The sequence below is a fragment of the Acinetobacter junii genome, assembly GCF_018336855.1.
Taxonomy (GTDB): domain Bacteria; phylum Pseudomonadota; class Gammaproteobacteria; order Pseudomonadales; family Moraxellaceae; genus Acinetobacter; species Acinetobacter junii.
In genome coordinates this window covers 3,292,708-3,309,254 of the sequence record NZ_CP059558.1, presented here as the reverse complement: position 1 = coordinate 3,309,254, position 16,547 = coordinate 3,292,708, and the positions used below count along the sequence as shown (strand labels likewise).

The window sequence follows — 16,547 nt, the reverse complement described above, 5'->3', positions numbered from 1 at the left end:
ATGATTGACTTTATTGATTTAAAAGCACAACAAAATCGAATTAAAGATAAAATTGATGCTGGTATTCAAAATGTATTGACCCATGGTCAATACATTTTAGGTCCTGAAGTAACTGAGCTAGAAGAAAAGCTAGCTTCGTATGTGGGTGCTAAACATTGTATTACTTGTGCCAATGGAACTGATGCCTTACAAATTGCACAAATGGCATTTGGTATTGGACCTGGTGATGAAGTTATTACTCCAGGTTTCACTTATATTGCTACAGCAGAGACAGTTGCACTCTTGGGTGCAAAACCTATTTATGTTGATGTAAATCCTAAGACTTATAATTTAGACGTTGAAAAACTTGAAGCTGTGATTACATCTCGGACTAAGGCTATTATTCCTGTGAGTTTATATGGTCAATGTGCAGACTTTGACGCAATCAATGCAATTGCGGAAAAATATGGTATACCAGTAATCGAGGATGCGGCTCAAAGCTTTGGGGCAACATATAAAGGTCGTAAAAGCTGTAACCTAAGTACGGTTGCTTGTACAAGTTTTTTTCCAAGTAAACCATTGGGATGTTATGGTGATGGTGGGGCTATTTTTACTAACGATGATGATTTGGCTAAAGTGATTCGTCAGATTGCACGTCATGGACAAGATAAACGTTATCATCATATCCGCGTGGGTGTGAATAGCCGTTTAGATACCATTCAGGCTGCGATTTTGTTACCAAAATTAGAAATTTTGGATGATGAAATGCAGGCGCGTCAAAGAGTAGCTGAAGTTTATAATCAGTTATTTAATGAGGTGGATATTCAGACAACGCCATATCTCGAGTCACACAACACCAGTGCTTGGGCTCAGTATACGATTCAGGTCGATAATCGTGCAGATATTCAGGAAAAATTAAAAGCTCAAGGCATTCCAACGGCTGTACATTACCCAATTCCGTTGAATAAGCAACCTGCAGTAGCAGATTTAAGTGTGACGTTGCCTGTTGGTGATGCGATTGCTGAGAGGGTTATGAGCTTGCCAATGCATCCTTACTTGACGATCGAAGCTCAAGCGAAGATTGTTACAGCCTTAAGGTAAAATGATGAAAAAAATACTTGTAATTGGAAATGGTGATTCAGTTTTCGTAAAAGATTTTATTTATCAGTATAAATCTAAAGGATGCATAATAGACTTAATTTCTTGGGGCAGCGAAACAAAGATCGATGGTATAAGAAACGTGTCAATATGTTCTATTAAGAATACTGGTTCACCAGTTCTCAATCACTTAAAAATCTTTAATAAAATTAAAGCTGGTTTAAAGTTATTTGAAAATGATTATGATGTTATTGTAATTCATTCTATTTTTTTCTTTCTTGCTCCACATATGTTCCATTTAAAAAGAAAAGCAAAAAGAATTGTTTCTGTTGTATGGGGAAGTGATTTTTATCGTGTTACATCGAAAATTAAAATCTTTTTTCAAAATGTCATTTATAAAAACTCTAATGTTATTGTTTTTACAAACCCTAAAACTAAATCTATTTTTAATAACAGAAAAAAGAATATCAAGACAGAACTTAAAATTGCAAGATTTGGATTGCCTGTTTTACAGGAGATTGATGTTCTAAGGAAGGAAAATCAATCTGAGTTATGTTCTGGTTTTAATTTACCAAAAGATAAAATAAAAATTATGGTGGGTTATAATGCAAATTTAGCACATGAGCAATTATTAGTAATAGATGAAGTAGGAAGATTTGAAAATAGTCTATTGGAGAAAATTCATTTAATATTTCCTTTAGGATACGGTGGTGCTAATAGTAAAGTAGCAATAGAAGAAAAATTAAAAAGAAACCCAAGTATTAATTACACTATTTTAGAAGATTTTTTAAATTTCCATAATGCAGCTAAATTAAGATTAGTAACAGATATTTTAATTAATATTCAACCAACTGATCAGTTTAGTGGGTCAATGCAAGAAACTCTATATGCGGGTGGATGGGTATTAACAGGTAATTGGCTGCCTTATGAAATGCTTATGGAACTTGAACCCAAAATTCTTCTTATAAATTCAAAAGAAGAAGTGGGTGAAAATTTGGCTAAATTAATTAATGAAAATGCAAAATGTTCTTCGGTAAATACTGAAAAAATTCAAGAATATATTCGTAAAGAATCTAGTTGGGAGAAAAACCTTATTATTTGGGATTCAATAATGTTTGGTGTCTAATGACATGGTTTAGTAGATAGTATTATGAATACCAAAAAGATTTTCGGTTATGCAGTAGGTCCTATCGGTACAGGGCTTTTAGGTTTTATTACTCTGCCTATCATTACCTGGTTCTACTCAGCGGCTGATGTAGGTCGGGTTTCAATGCTTCAGGTATCGACAAGTTTAGCCATTCTACTATTTAGCTTTGGTTTAGATCAAGCATATGTGCGTGAATATCATGAGTCAAAGAATAAGCCTGCACTTTTAAAAATGGTTTTATTTCCATGTTTAGTTGTCAGTGTTTTATCATTCTTGTTGTTAGCAATCTATGATTTAAAAATTATATCGCAGTGGTTATATGAAATTCCAAGTACTTTTTTAAGTTTCATGGCAATTTTATGTTTTATCACTGCTTTAGTTTCAAGATTTTTATCCCTTATTTTGAGAATGCAAGAAAAATCATTTGCTTTTTCAATGAGTCAGTTATTACCAAAAATAATTTTCTTATTTATTGTTATTAATGCCGTATGGTTAGGTTTTTCTAGGGATATATATAGTTTAATTACAGCAAATACAGTTTCACTTGTTTTGGCATTTTTGGTATTTGCATGGAATACAAGATCAGAATGGTTAATTGCAATTAACGAAAAGATTAATATCAATGAGTTAAAGTCTGCTTTTAGCTTTGGCTGGCCTTTAATCTTTGGAGGCCTAGCTTCTTGGGGATTAAATGTCATGGATCGATTGTTTTTAAGACATTTTTCTACTTATACCGAGTTGGGGATATATTCAATTACAATGAGTATTGCTGTAGTGGTGACTATTTTTGCAGGTATTTTTAATACGATATGGTCACCTATGGTTTATAAATGGATGAGTGAGGATAACTTTGATTATGAAAAAATAGATTTAATTTTAGAGTATGTTGTTGCTGCAATTTATTTTTTTATTGTTTTAAGTAGCTTATTTTCATGGATAATTCCTTATTTTTTACCTGTACAATATAACAATATCCAATATTTAATAACCGTATGTTTGTTGGGGCCGTTACTATATACACTGTCTGAAGTTACAGGGATAGGGATATCTGTTGTTAGAAAAACAAAGTTCTCAATGCTATGTGCTTTTATTGCCATGTTATGTAGTGCTACTCTAAATTATTTTCTTGTGCCTAAATTTGGTGCAGCTGGTGCAGCGATATCAACGGCGATAGCTTTTTTTATTTTCTTTGTTTTAAGAACTCTAATTTCTCAATTAGTTTGGAGGAAAAAATCTCACCTAAAAATTTTTATAATTCTTGTTAGCTTATTAATTTTAAGTGGTTTAAATCTTTTGTTAGAAGATTTAAGAATGGAAATATATTTTATATGGGTGGGAATGTTTTTTCTAGGTTTGATATTGTTTAATAAAATTTTTATTGATTTTTTTAGAAAATATTTATATGGAGAAAGGATTTAATTTTAATTGTAGCTAGCAGTCATTAAACTGTGATTTTGGATTTTTCTGGAAATTAATTTAAGGTTCTTAAAAAATATCAATTTGAAATTATTGATATTGCTTTATTAGAATTTAAATTGGTGAAGAATATATTGTTTTGATAGGCTGAGTAGTTGAAAGGTCTTCTGAAGATAGTATAAATGGCTTTGGTTGTTAAGGAATTTAAGCAATGAAAATAGATATGATTATGATGTCTAAATTTGGTTATGCTGATGGGGGGCGTGAGACATGGTTTAATAATTTTTTTAATGAAATGAGTGAAGATAACGATGAGTTGAAAGTAGTTTTATACTCTTTAAAGTTGAGATCAGAGAATATGGTTGATTTTCATATAAAGGGAGATAATCTCATTGAAAATCATCAAATCGATTTAGGTGCTAGAAAATTTTTACCTTTAACTTTATTGTTTATTCTAAAATTATTTTTCTTAATAACTGTAAATAATAATAGAAGTTCAAAAGTTGTAGCGGTAGGTAGTTTAAATGAAATGTTAGCTTGTTTTTTTAGTTATCCTCCTATTCTGTATAGAGGAAAAAAAATTATATGGTTAAGGACAATTAGTCGACGAGAATTTGGGATGAAAACTAAATTTTTAAGACTACCTTTAATTTTTATTGAATATATGCTTCTTAAATTTTATTTTGATCGTGTCTTAACAAATGGAAAGGATACAGGTGATTTTTATTCTAGTATTGGTATATCTAATGAGGTAATTAATAATGGAGTAAATGCAGAAAGATGGTTTAATGAAATAAGTATAATGCCTAAAGAGGATAAGTTATCAATAGCATTTATTGGTCGGTTAGAGGAAAATAAAGGCATTGTTGAGTTTTGTAATGCTATTAGATTGTTTAACCAAAGAGGGAGTAGTAATATTTCTTTTAAAATTGTTGGTCAAGGTGGTTATGCGAATAATGTTTTGAAGTTAGCTAATGAGGAAAGAAATGTAGAGTTTATTAACGGATTAAATAATCAGGAGATGCCTAGTTTTTTAAGGAATATAGATGTTTCTGTTGCATTAACTTTTTCTAGTAATTCAATGGGGGGTGGTGGGCTATCTAATGCCTTACTTGAGCAAATGTGTTCTGGTAATCTAATAGTGGCTTGGGATAATCCAATTTTTAGACAAATTCTTAATGAGGATTGTTCAATTTTGGTAGAACAAGGTAATGAACTTATGTTGGCTGATACTTTTGCTAAGATTTCTAAAGAATATAATTTGATGAGAGGTTTGAGGTTGAGAAGCCAAGATTTGAGTTTAAAGAACTCATCAAAAAATAATAAAAATCAATTTTTAAGTGTTTTAACAGAAGATTAAAGAGGATGTATTTTATGCTATAACTTTGCTAAGTTTAAAGTATAAAAACTTTTTGGCCAGAGTTGATTTGTTTTTTAATCGATTTTTTGTTATTTTGTTTATTAAATAAATGATTTTGTTGGTTAAAAAAAGGATAAAAATAAAAAATAAATGTATAATTGTCTCAATATTTTACTCTGGTTCTTGATGAGACATGAGGAAATGTCAATTAAGTAAGTGAGGGAAGCCTTTTGAATATATCTAAAATGATATCTTTGTTATTACTTTGTTTCTTGTCAACATCTTTCTTGGCAGTCTCTTTTGATGGGAATTCAAGATTAATTAATTATTTTTTTGCTATAATTGTTTTTGTTTTTGTTTTTGTTTTTGTTTATAAAAAGAATATATTAGATAGATCTTTTTTTATAATTATAAATAATTATTATTTAGCAATATTTTTATCTACGCTTTTTGGCTTTTTGGTTGTATATGTTTTAGATAGTACTATATTTTCTTTCAAAGATGTAAATATGTATGGGCGTATTTTAAATGTAATATTATTTTCATTTTTAGCTTGGTTTATTGTATCATTGTGTGCTTATGATGATAAACACTTTTATCCTAAGAAAATGGCCGCTTTCTATGCGGTAGGATGTTTTTTGCTAATATTGACTGGTTATTGGCAAGCATTATCAATTTATTTAGGTATAGGTTCATTTCCATTCGAAACAAGAAGTATGGTTCATGGTGTGGGTAAAAGTGACTATGATATTCAAGGGCGATTAACAGGAATAGCATCAGAACCAAGTTTTTTTGTCCCATTTGTTTTAGACTTTATGATACTCTCATTAATTATATTTAAAAAAAATATAAATAAATTAATTTTTTTCTGTTTTGGAGCTTTAGTCTTATTATTGTCTTTTTCACCTTCGGGTTATGTTAGTGCGATCGGCTCTTTAGGGTTGGCTTTGATTTTAGTGGCAAATTTTAAAAATAAGACATATGTTACTTTTGTATCCATATTTTTAGTGGCAAGTTTATTTTTTATAGTAACTGCATTAGATAAATTTAAAAATATCGGCTATGTTATTGGTCGATTAGAAAATATTGGGGAAGATGTTAGATTTAAAACTATTTTTGAGGTTATGGATACATTTTTAAACTCAAATATATTAACAGTTCTTTTTGGTTATGGAGTAACTAATTTTAAATTTGCGGCCCTGAATACTAACTACAGTATTTTTGAAACATCAAATAATGTTTTAGTTGATGTGCTTGTGGAAATGGGAATAGTAGGTTTGTGTCTATTTTTGGGTATTTTTTTTAAATTATTTCTTTTAATTAAAAAGTCTCCAACTGATCTTCTTCAAAAATTTATTTGTTATGCTTTGTTCTTTGATCTTTTGATAACTGGAATGGTGCGAGCAGATTATGCAAGTTCGCGATTCTTTATCATTATTGCACTTATTGTATTATTTTCTAAATATAATTTAAATAAGAAGGTATAGTATGTTTATAGACGTGATCATTCCAACCTATCAACCAGGTACATATCTTATAGAAACTTTGCAATCTATTCAAAAGCAAAAGATTCCATTTAATAATTTTAAAGTTACAGTAGTTTTAAATGGGTGTAAAGAACCTTATTATTCTGATGTAAAAAAAATTTTAAGCCAATTCTCTTTTAATTATTCTTTTATATATACGGAAAAAAAAGGTGTATCAAATGCTCGAAACTTAGGTTTAGAAAGCACCTCCAGTCCTTATATTTTATTTTTGGATGATGATGATTTGTTGAGCGAAAATTATTTAGATGAAATGCTTTTTAGTGCATGTGGAGAAGGTATAGTGACTTCTAATGTGTTTGGTTTTAAAGAAAGTAAAGATGTTTTGATTGATGATTATTTGAGTTTTAAATATAAATTTAAATCAAAAAATATTATTAAGTATAGAAGATATTTGTCAAATTCATGTTCTAAATTAATACCAAGAAATGTTATAGATGTAAATAGGTTTGATTTAAAACTTGATAAAAGTGAAGATGCTTTATTTATGTTTGAAATATCTAAAAATATTAAAAGTATAACTTCCACTTCGATAGAGGTTATTTACTATCGTAGACTTAGGCCGAATTCTGCATCGAGAAAACAAGTGAAAATGACTCAAGAGATTTTAAATGGCTTTAAAATTATGTGGAGTTTTACCTTGGTTTATTTTAAATCGCCACTTCAATATAACTTTTTATTATATTTGACTAGGTTGTTAGCAGTAATAAAAAGACTAGGGTTAACTTTTAAATCGTTACGATGATATTTTTCTATAATTGCAATTTTATTAAAAATTAACTAGTTAGTTTAGTGGTTTAAAATTGTTTTATAGAGAGGTTTTAATAGTTATAAATGTATTTATTAAAAGGATTACTTTCAGGTGCAAAAAGTTTTATTAATATTTGGTACTAGACCAGAAGCCATTAAAATGGCACCTCTAGCAATTAAATTACAAGAGAATAGTGATAGCTTTGAAACGAAGGTGTGTGTAACAGGGCAGCATAGACAGATGTTGGATCAGGTTCTTGATTTATTTCAACTAAATCCGGACTTTGATCTGGATTTAATGAAGCCAGGGCAAACACTGTCTGACATAACTTCTGGAGTATTAAAAGGATTAGAACAGGTATTCGAAATATGGAAACCTGATTTAATCCTTGTACATGGTGATACTGCAACAACATTTGCAGCTTCATTAGCTGCATATTATCACAAAATAAAAATTGGACATGTAGAAGCAGGGTTACGGACAGGAGATTTATATTCACCTTGGCCTGAAGAAGCTAATCGAAAATTAACAGGAGTCTTGGCGAACTTTCATTTTGCCCCAACCATGTCTTCTTACAACAACTTAATTAAAGAAAATATTAAATCCAAAAACGTAGTAGTGACTGGCAATACGGTTATAGATGCTTTATTACAAGTAAGAAACAAAGTAGAACATGACCAGCAATTAATACAAAAGTTTGAACAGGAATTTAATTTTCTAGATAAAAACAAAAAATTGATTTTGGTAACTGGTCACCGTCGTGAAAACTTTGGACAAGGTTTTCTAAACATATGTACTGCTTTGGCACAGCTAGCGAAAAAATATCCGAATGTGCAGATTATTTATCCTGTTCATTTGAATCCTAATGTACAACAACCTGTCAATGAGCTTTTGACAGGTATTTCTAATATTCACCTGATAGCTCCCCAAGATTATCTACCTTTCGTTTATTTGATGAATCGAAGCTTTATAATTTTAACGGATTCGGGTGGAATTCAAGAAGAAGCCCCTTCTTTGGGTAAACCAGTTTTAGTGATGAGAGACACAACTGAGCGTCCAGAAGCTGTTGAAGCAGGAACTGTAAGGTTAGTAGGTACTGATGTAAATAAAATCGTGGAGTTGGTGACAAAGTTATTTGAGGATCGAACTCTTTATGCTGAAATGGCTTCTGCACATAATCCTTATGGCGATGGTAGTGCTTGTAAGAAGATTATAGATTTTCTGAAAATAAATTTAGTTTAATTTTTAACCATCTAATTTTGTGGAAGTATTTATTGTGAAGAATTCATTTAAACACATTTGTGTAATTGGTCTTGGTTATATAGGTTTACCGACAGCAGCAACATTTGCGGCGCATGGGGTAAAAGTAACAGGTGTAGATGTGAATCAACATGCTGTAGATATGATCAACCAAGGTAAAGTCCATATTGTTGAGCCAGATTTAGATGCCTTAGTGCGCGATGTTGTCGCACAATCCAAATTAACAGCTCAAACATTACCAACGGAAGCAGACGCTTATATTGTTGCTGTTCCAACACCCTTTAAAGACGATTATCAGCCTGATTTAAAATATATTGAAACCGCAGCGAAAGCTTTAGCACCATTTTTGAAATCTGGTAATTTAGTGATTTTAGAATCGACATCTCCTGTAGAGGCTACTGAACAGATGTCATCTTGGCTAGCTGAAGTGCGTTCAGATTTAACTTTTCCTCAAACGCATGGAGAACAGGCAGATGTTTTAGTTGCACATTGTCCAGAGCGTGTTTTACCAGGAAAAGTTTTGCAAGAACTGATTAGTAATGACCGTATTATTGGAGGAATGACTCCACGTTGTTCAGCTGCAGCTTGTGATCTATACAAAATTTTTGTAAAAGGTGAGTGTATTGAAACAAATGCCCGTACAGCAGAAATGTGCAAGTTAACAGAAAATTCTTTCCGTGATGTTAATATTGCTTTTGCAAATGAACTCTCAATTATCTGTGAAAAATTAGATATTAATGTCTGGGAACTAATTTCTTTAGCTAATCGTCATCCCCGTGTAAATATTTTACAACCAGGTCCAGGCGTAGGTGGACATTGTATTGCTGTCGATCCTTGGTTTATTGTTTCTAAATCGCCTGATCAAGCACGTTTAATTCGAACTGCACGTGAAGTTAACGATGCGAAACCTCAATGGGTAATTGATCAAGTTAAAATCAAAATTGTAGAGTTTTTACAAGCTAATCCAAATAAGACGATTCAGGATGTTACTATTGCTTGTTACGGTTTAGCATTTAAACCAGATATTGATGATTTGCGTGAAAGTCCCTCTTTAGAAATTACTAAACAGTTAGCACAACAAGGTTTAAATATTTTAGCAATTGAACCAAATATTGATAGTTTGCCTGTAAATATGCCTTCCAATATTCAACTCATACAATTGGAAGAAAAAAATCAAGCCGATATTCATTTAATTCTAGTAGAACACAAAGAGTTTAAAAAAGGCTTACATGAAATAAATCCTGAATTTGTAGTAGATACGAAGGGAATTTTATAGGCTACTAAAGACATAATATGATTTCTTTAAGGGATTTTGAGTGAAAAGAGAGAAAAATTGAAAATTTTATATTTCCATCAGCATTTTTCAACACCTAAAGGGTCAGCAGGTATACGTTCTTATGCTATGGCTCAATCGCTGATTCGTAATGACCATCAAGTGACGATGGTTTGTGGCTCTTTTGGTGCAGGTCAAACGGGTTTAACTCAGCCTTTTAACAAAGGAATGCGTCGTGGCATGGTCGATGGTATTGATATAATTGAATTTGAGTTGCCTTATTCAAATTCACTCTCATTTCTCAAGCGTATTTTAATTTTTTTAAGTTTTGCTTTTAAATCAATCAAAGTTGCTTTAACTGAACAATACGATATTGTATTTGCAACAACGACACCCCTAACGGCTGGTATCCCTGGTATTTTTGCCAAGTGGTTTCGATGTAAACCATTTGTTTTTGAGGTTAGGGATCTATGGCCAGAGCTGCCTAAAGCGATGGGGGTAATCAAAAACCCAATTGTTTTATGGTTGATGTCTGTGCTTGAATGGATCTCCTATCATTCAGCTGATCGTTTAGTCGGGTTGTCTCCAGGTATTGTGGACGGCATTATTAAACGAGGGATTGCTGCTGAAAAAGTAGCATCAATTCCAAATGGTTGTGATTTAGATATTTTTGCATCTGAACATCCAGCATGGCGGCCAGAGGGAGTGCAACCAACAGACCTCATGGCAATTTTTACTGGGACACATGGCTTGGCCAATGGTCTTAATGCAGTGCTAGATGCAGCAGTTGAATTAAGAAAGCGTCAAAGAACAGATATTAAATTAGTTCTAGTTGGTGATGGTATGCAGAAAAAAGCATTACTTGAACGAGCGGCCGACCTTCAATTGGATAATGTGATTTTTCATGATCCTGTCAATAAGACAAAGCTAGCAGGTCTTATGGCTAGTGCAGATATTGGGTTACAAATTTTGGCCAATGTTCCAGCCTTTTATTATGGAACCTCTCCGAATAAATTTTTTGATTATATTTCAGCAGGTCTGCCTGTTTTAAATAATTATCCGGGTTGGTTGGCGGAATTGATTACTAAAGAAAAATGTGGTTTTGCTGTACCCCCAGATAATCCTCAAGCTTTTACTGATGCGCTAGAGCAAGCTGCGGATCACCGTGAAAAATTGGTTGAAATGGGTAAAAATAGTCAGCAAGTTGCTACAGAACAGTTTAATCGTTCGATTCTTGCGCAGAAGTTTTCTGATTGGGTCACAGGAGCGTCAGATGCTTAAACGTTTATTAGATATCGTTATTGCTTCGACTACTTTGGTGTTACTTTCACCGCTATATTTTTACGTTGTTTATAAGGTAAAGAAAAATTTAGGTTCTCCCGTCTTGTTTCGTCAAGTCCGTCCAGGTCTGCATGGTAAACCGTTTGAAATGATTAAGTTTCGTACCATGAAGGATGCTGTTGATGCACAGGGCAACCCACTACCAGATAGCGAACGCTTAACCTCTTTTGGCAAAATGCTACGTTCCACCAGTCTAGATGAAATGCCTGAACTTTGGAATGTAATTAAAGGTGATATGAGTATTGTGGGACCACGTCCATTACTTATGGAATATCTACCTTTATACAACAAAGAACAGGCTAAACGTCATGATGTACGTCCAGGTATGACTGGGTATGCACAGGTCAATGGGCGTAATGCAATTAGTTGGGAACAGAAATTCAAATTGGATACATGGTATGTGGAAAATAGATCACTTTTATTAGATTTTAAAATCATGTTGCAAACAGTGAAGAAGGTCATTGCAAAAGATGATATCAATGAAGCTGGAGAGGCGACGATGACAAAATTCACAGGCTCAAAGCCGGAAGATAAAACATGAGTAACCCTATATATGCGATTTATGGTGCATCGGGTTGCGGTCGTAGTTTAATGCCTGTTGCACGACAACAATTACAGCGTCTTGGTATTTCGGCTGAAATCTATTTTATTGATGACAGTCTACAAGAACAGCAAGTAGTAAATGGACATATCGCATTAAACTATCAATCTTTTAAAAGTTTAGCTGCTGCTCAAAAGTTTGTATTGATTGCTATTGCAAATAGTCAAATTCGTGAAAAACTTGCCAATCAGCTTATCAAGGATGGTCTTCGATTGTGGACTGTACAAGCTGATAATGTGGTAATAATGGATAGTGTTGAATTGGCAGAAGGCGCAGCACTAAGTCCTTTTGTTTCAATTACATCAAATATAAAAATCGGTAAATGTTTCCATGCTAATTTATACAGTTATGTAGAGCATGATTGCGTAATTGGTGACTATGTTACCTTTGCTCCAGGTGTGAAGTGTAATGGTAATATTCATATTGAGGACCATGCTTATATTGGGGCAGGTGCTGTAATCAAACAGGGCACACCCAGTAAACCCTTAGTTATTGGAAAAGGTGCGGTTATTGGAATGGGTGCAGTGGTAACCAAAAGTGTTCCGGCTGGTGTAACAGTTGTTGGAAATCCTGCACATATTTTGGAAAAGAAGTAATACAAAATATATGAAGAAAGATTGTTTTTCATATAAGTAAGATGAAAGCGGAAAGAATGCCATTTTTGATAATGGTCAATGAAAAGGTAAATTAAGATGTTAAATACTGCATTTGAACCATGGCCAAGTTTCACTCAACAAGAAGCAGATGCCGTATCTAAGGTATTACTTTCAAACAAGGTGAACTATTGGACGGGACAGGAGTGTCGTGAATTTGAAAAAGAGTTTGCTGCATTTGCTGGTACTCAATATGCGGTAGCTTTAGCGAATGGAACAGTTGCATTGGATGTAGCACTTAAAGCATTAGGTATCGGTGCAGGAGATGATGTAATTGTGACATCTAGAACCTTTCTTGCTTCAGCTAGTTCAATTGTCACAGCTGGTGCAAATCCTATATTTGCAGATGTTGAGTTAAATTCTCAAAATATTTCGCGACGAACCATTGAAGCTGTTTTGACACCCAATACTAAAGCAATTATCTGCGTGCATTTAGCAGGTTGGATGTGTGACATGGATCCGATTATGCAACTTGCTGAGGAAAAGGGTCTGTATGTTATTGAAGATTGTGCTCAGGCTCATGGTGCTCGATACAAAGGTAAACCTGCAGGATCTATCGGGCACATTTCAGCGTGGTCTTTCTGTCAAGATAAGATTATGACCACAGGTGGTGAAGGTGGTATGGTCACCACTAATGATGAAATACTTTGGAAAAAAATGTGGTCTTATAAAGATCATGGTAAAAGCTTTGACAGTGTTTATAGCAAGCAACATCCTCCTGGTTTTAGATGGTTACATGATTCGTTTGGCACAAATTGGCGTATGATGGAAATGCAGGCAGTGATAGGTCGTATTCAACTCACGCATATGGCGGAGTGGACGCGAAAAAGAACTGAAAATGCAGAGCAGATTCTGAAAGCATTTGCTAATTCTCCTTATTTTACAGTTCACTTGCCTTCGACTGACTATGTACATGCACATTATAAATGCTATGTACAAGTCAATTTAGCTGCTTTACCTGAAGGTTGGTCACGTGACCGAATTATGCAAGAGATTAATGCGCAAAATGTGCCATGCTTTAGTGGGTCGTGCTCAGAGGTGTATTTGGAACATGCTTTTGATGGTACACCTTGGCGTCCTGAACAGCGTTTACAGAACGCGCAACAACTTGGTGAAACAAGTTTGATGTTCTTGGTACACCCAACACTCAGCAAAGATAGTATAGATAAAACGGTTCAAGCAATTCAAACCGTAAAAACTGCGATTCACTAAGTGTAAAAATACATGCAAGAGTGAAATGAGCTCTAACTCTTGCTTTTTATGATTATGTAATCAGTATGTAAAGGTCATTTCAAGTTCAAGAAGAAATGCGTATAAAGATCAAACTGAAAAATGGATGATTAGAAGATCATTGTGAAAAAGATTATTCATCAATTCGCCTCAGCACCAAGGCTACTTAAGCAAACTTTCCTTGTTTTTCTGGATGCTTTAGCTATTCCAGTGATCTTATGGCTCTGTTATGTCATTCGATTATTTGATTTAGGTGCACAAATTATTCCAGGCATTGAACATGGTGTCCTGTTGGTGAGTTTGATTGCTATCGTCAGTTTAGTCATTACAGGCGTTTATCACTTTATTGTCAGAACATTCAATGAAGTTTTTATCGTTAAATTAGCTCTAGCTGTGGCGCTGACGATGATTGCTTTGTATGGTCTGAGCAGTTTTACCCATGCATATATTCCGATGTCTATCCCATTTATGTTCGGATTTATGATGTTTACGTGGGTATGGGTTAGCCGTGCTTCTATTCGTTTCATTATCAAAGCTTCATTCTATTCAGACATAGGTCGTAAGAGAATCGCCATATATGGTGCAGGGGATGCTGGGCAACAGATTGCCGCTGCATTAAACCGCTCGGATGACCATTTACCTGTCTTTTTTATAGATGATTACACTTCACTACAAGGTCAAATTGTAGGTGGTTTAAAGGTTTTTTCTGTTGAAAAGGCATTGCAACGCTTTGAAAAAGACAGAATTGATGAGATTTTATTAGCAATTCCATCCGTTGGCCGAGTTCGTAAAACTGAAATTATTCAGCAGTTTGAATCTGCTCATTTAAAAATTACTGAACTTCCTGGACTGACTCAATTAGTTGATGGTGAAATACGAGTCTCTGATATTCAAGAAGTTGATATTATTGATTTACTTGGTCGAGATCCAGTTCCACCGATTGCGCACTTACTATCTAAAAATGTACAGAATAAAATTGTGATGGTGACAGGAGCAGGTGGGTCGATTGGTTCAGAACTATGTCGCCAAATTATAAAGAATCAACCTAAAATGTTAGTGCTCTATGAGCTAACAGAATTTGCTTTATATGATATTGATAAAGAGTTAAGGCAAGCCGCTAGTTGTGAAATTATTCCGATATTGGGGACTGTTCAGGACCAACAAAAACTGGAACGAATTATAGAACAGTATCAAGTGCAAACGGTTTATCATGCTGCTGCCTATAAACATGTTCCTTTGGTGGAGTGTAATCCAATTGCAGGTCTAAAAAATAATGCAATTGGCACTGCAAATAGCCTTAATGCTGCTGTCAAAAAAGGTGTTGAAACCTTTGTCCTTATTTCTACAGATAAAGCAGTTCGACCAACCAACGTAATGGGTGCTTCCAAGCGTATGGCTGAGCTTTATTGTCAAGCTGTTGCTGAAACTAAGCCTCATACACAAATTAGTATTGTTCGATTTGGTAATGTACTCGGTTCATCAGGATCAGTAGTCCCTTTGTTTAAGCAACAAATTGCAAAGGGTGGGCCTATTACGGTAACTCATCCAGAAGTCACTCGTTATTTTATGACGATTCCAGAAGCGTCTCAGTTGGTTATTCAGGCTGGTGCTCTAGGATCAGGTGGTGATGTTTTTCTCTTAGATATGGGTGAACCAGTACGTATCCAAGATTTAGCACGACAAATGATTAAACTGAGTGGTTTGAGAGTTCGGGAAACTGGCGAAACTGATGGCGATATCGAAATCGCTTATAGCGGTTTAAGACCTGGCGAGAAGCTTTACGAGGAGCTATTGATTGATCAGGATAATACTGAATACACAGAGCATACTCGTATTTTACGTTCGTTTGAAAAACATTTTCCATTACACGAAATTCAATCGGTATTTAGTAAAATCAACCAAATGACTGCTGTTGAGCAAGATATAGATTGGGCATTAACCCAGTTAGAACATTATGTTGATGGCTATAAACGTAGTGGCGAAGTTCGAGTAAATTAATTAGAGAAAATCTATGATCAAAAAAGCAATTTTGCCTGTTGCAGGGTTAGGTACACGTTTCTTGCCAGCAAGTAAATCGATTCCTAAAGAAATGGTGACTGTTGTAGATCGCCCCGCGATTGAGTATGTTGTTCGAGAGGCCGTTGATGCAGGTATTGAACAGATCATCTTAGTCACGCATTCATCTAAGGCATCTATTGAAAATTATTTTGATCGAAATTTTGAGCTTGAAACGACGCTGGAACAAAAAAAGAAATTTGATTTATTGAAAGAAATTACCGATATATTACCTAAACATATCAGTGTCGTAAGTGTACGCCAACCGCAACCATTAGGTCTGGGGCATGCTGTACTTTGTGCGAAAGATATTGTTGGTGACGAAGCGTTTGCCGTTTTGTTGCCTGATGTCTTGGTTAAAGACCATGCAGTTGAAAATGATTTATCGTTGATGATTCAGCGTTTTCAACAGTCACAAGCTGCACAAATTATGGTTGAAGCAGTGCCTGATCATTTAGTGGATCAGTATGGCATAGTAGATGTTGCACAATCACCGAATGAAGGTGAAAGCATCATCATGAAAGGTATTGTAGAAAAACCCGCAGTAGGTACAGCACCTTCAAATTTATCCGTTGTTGGGCGTTATATTTTGCCAGCTAAAATTATGCAATTATTGCAAGATACGCCTAAAGGCGCGGGCAATGAAATACAACTTACTGATGCAATTGCAAGCTTGCAACAACTTGAGGCTGTAGAGGCTTATCGAATGAAAGGTCAAACCTTTGATTGTGGCAGTAAGATTGGTTATCTTAAAGCAGTATTGCACTATGGTATTGAGCATCCAAAGCTAGGTGCTGATTTTAAGGGCTTAATTCGTGAGTTAGCCCTGTAATTTAGGG

The 16,547-nt window shown here is 34.1% G+C and carries 14 protein-coding genes; all 14 read left to right on the top strand.

What is annotated here, in order from left to right:
• The 14 genes from H2677_RS15325 to galU all read left to right on the top strand — a co-directional run bounded on the left by H2677_RS15325 (position 1) and on the right by galU (position 16,540).
• Complete coding sequence (locus H2677_RS15325) at positions 1–1,080, top strand: DegT/DnrJ/EryC1/StrS family aminotransferase (protein ID WP_212638870.1); 1,080 nt, start codon at positions 1–3, stop codon at positions 1,078–1,080.
• 4 nt (positions 1,081–1,084) lie between these two features.
• Positions 1,085–2,203 carry a glycosyltransferase gene (locus H2677_RS15320; protein WP_171455789.1) on the top strand — a complete coding sequence of 373 codons (1,119 nt, stop codon included), beginning with the start codon at positions 1,085–1,087 and terminating at the stop codon, positions 2,201–2,203.
• Between the two features lie 24 nt (positions 2,204–2,227).
• Entirely contained in the window at positions 2,228–3,643 is a 1,416-nt protein-coding gene (locus tag H2677_RS15315) for a lipopolysaccharide biosynthesis protein (RefSeq protein ID WP_212638869.1), read from the top strand.
• Between the two features lie 208 nt (positions 3,644–3,851).
• Complete coding sequence (locus tag H2677_RS15310) at positions 3,852–5,000, top strand: glycosyltransferase (RefSeq protein ID WP_212638868.1); 1,149 nt, start codon at positions 3,852–3,854, stop codon at positions 4,998–5,000.
• Between the two features lie 230 nt (positions 5,001–5,230).
• On the top strand, positions 5,231–6,487 hold the full coding sequence (locus H2677_RS15305) for an O-antigen ligase family protein (protein ID WP_212638867.1): 1,257 nt from the start codon (positions 5,231–5,233) through the stop codon (positions 6,485–6,487).
• Position 6,488: 1 nt separating this feature from the next.
• Positions 6,489–7,289 (top strand): glycosyltransferase family 2 protein, encoded by an 801-nt coding sequence (locus H2677_RS15300; protein ID WP_125299722.1) that lies wholly within the window; start codon positions 6,489–6,491, stop codon positions 7,287–7,289.
• Between the two features lie 117 nt (positions 7,290–7,406).
• Entirely contained in the window at positions 7,407–8,537 is a 1,131-nt protein-coding gene (gene wecB, locus H2677_RS15295; RefSeq protein ID WP_125299723.1) for a non-hydrolyzing UDP-N-acetylglucosamine 2-epimerase, read from the top strand.
• Positions 8,538–8,571: 34 nt separating this feature from the next.
• Positions 8,572–9,831 carry a UDP-N-acetyl-D-mannosamine dehydrogenase gene (gene wecC, locus H2677_RS15290; protein ID WP_125299724.1) on the top strand — a complete coding sequence of 420 codons (1,260 nt, stop codon included), beginning with the start codon at positions 8,572–8,574 and terminating at the stop codon, positions 9,829–9,831.
• A 57-nt stretch (positions 9,832–9,888) separates the two neighbouring features.
• Positions 9,889–11,109 (top strand): glycosyltransferase family 4 protein, encoded by a 1,221-nt coding sequence (locus H2677_RS15285; protein WP_125299725.1) that lies wholly within the window; start codon positions 9,889–9,891, stop codon positions 11,107–11,109.
• Positions 11,102–11,710, top strand: coding sequence for a sugar transferase (locus tag H2677_RS15280; RefSeq protein WP_125299726.1), 609 nt, complete (start codon positions 11,102–11,104; stop codon positions 11,708–11,710). Before H2677_RS15285 ends, H2677_RS15280 begins: the two co-directional genes overlap by 8 nt.
• On the top strand, positions 11,707–12,366 hold the full coding sequence (locus tag H2677_RS15275; RefSeq protein ID WP_125299727.1) for an acetyltransferase: 660 nt from the start codon (positions 11,707–11,709) through the stop codon (positions 12,364–12,366). The genes H2677_RS15280 and H2677_RS15275 overlap by 4 nt, the downstream gene beginning before the upstream one ends.
• A gap of 96 nt (positions 12,367–12,462) precedes the next feature.
• Positions 12,463–13,635, top strand: a complete 1,173-nt coding sequence (locus H2677_RS15270; protein ID WP_112987047.1) for a DegT/DnrJ/EryC1/StrS family aminotransferase — start codon at positions 12,463–12,465, stop codon at positions 13,633–13,635.
• A 141-nt stretch (positions 13,636–13,776) separates the two neighbouring features.
• Positions 13,777–15,651: a nucleoside-diphosphate sugar epimerase/dehydratase gene (locus H2677_RS15265; RefSeq protein WP_212638866.1), complete on the top strand. Its 1,875-nt coding sequence runs from the start codon at positions 13,777–13,779 to the stop codon at positions 15,649–15,651.
• Between the two features lie 13 nt (positions 15,652–15,664).
• Entirely contained in the window at positions 15,665–16,540 is an 876-nt protein-coding gene (gene galU, locus H2677_RS15260; RefSeq protein WP_125299730.1) for a UTP--glucose-1-phosphate uridylyltransferase GalU, read from the top strand.
• The last annotated feature ends 7 nt before the right edge of the window (positions 16,541–16,547 follow it).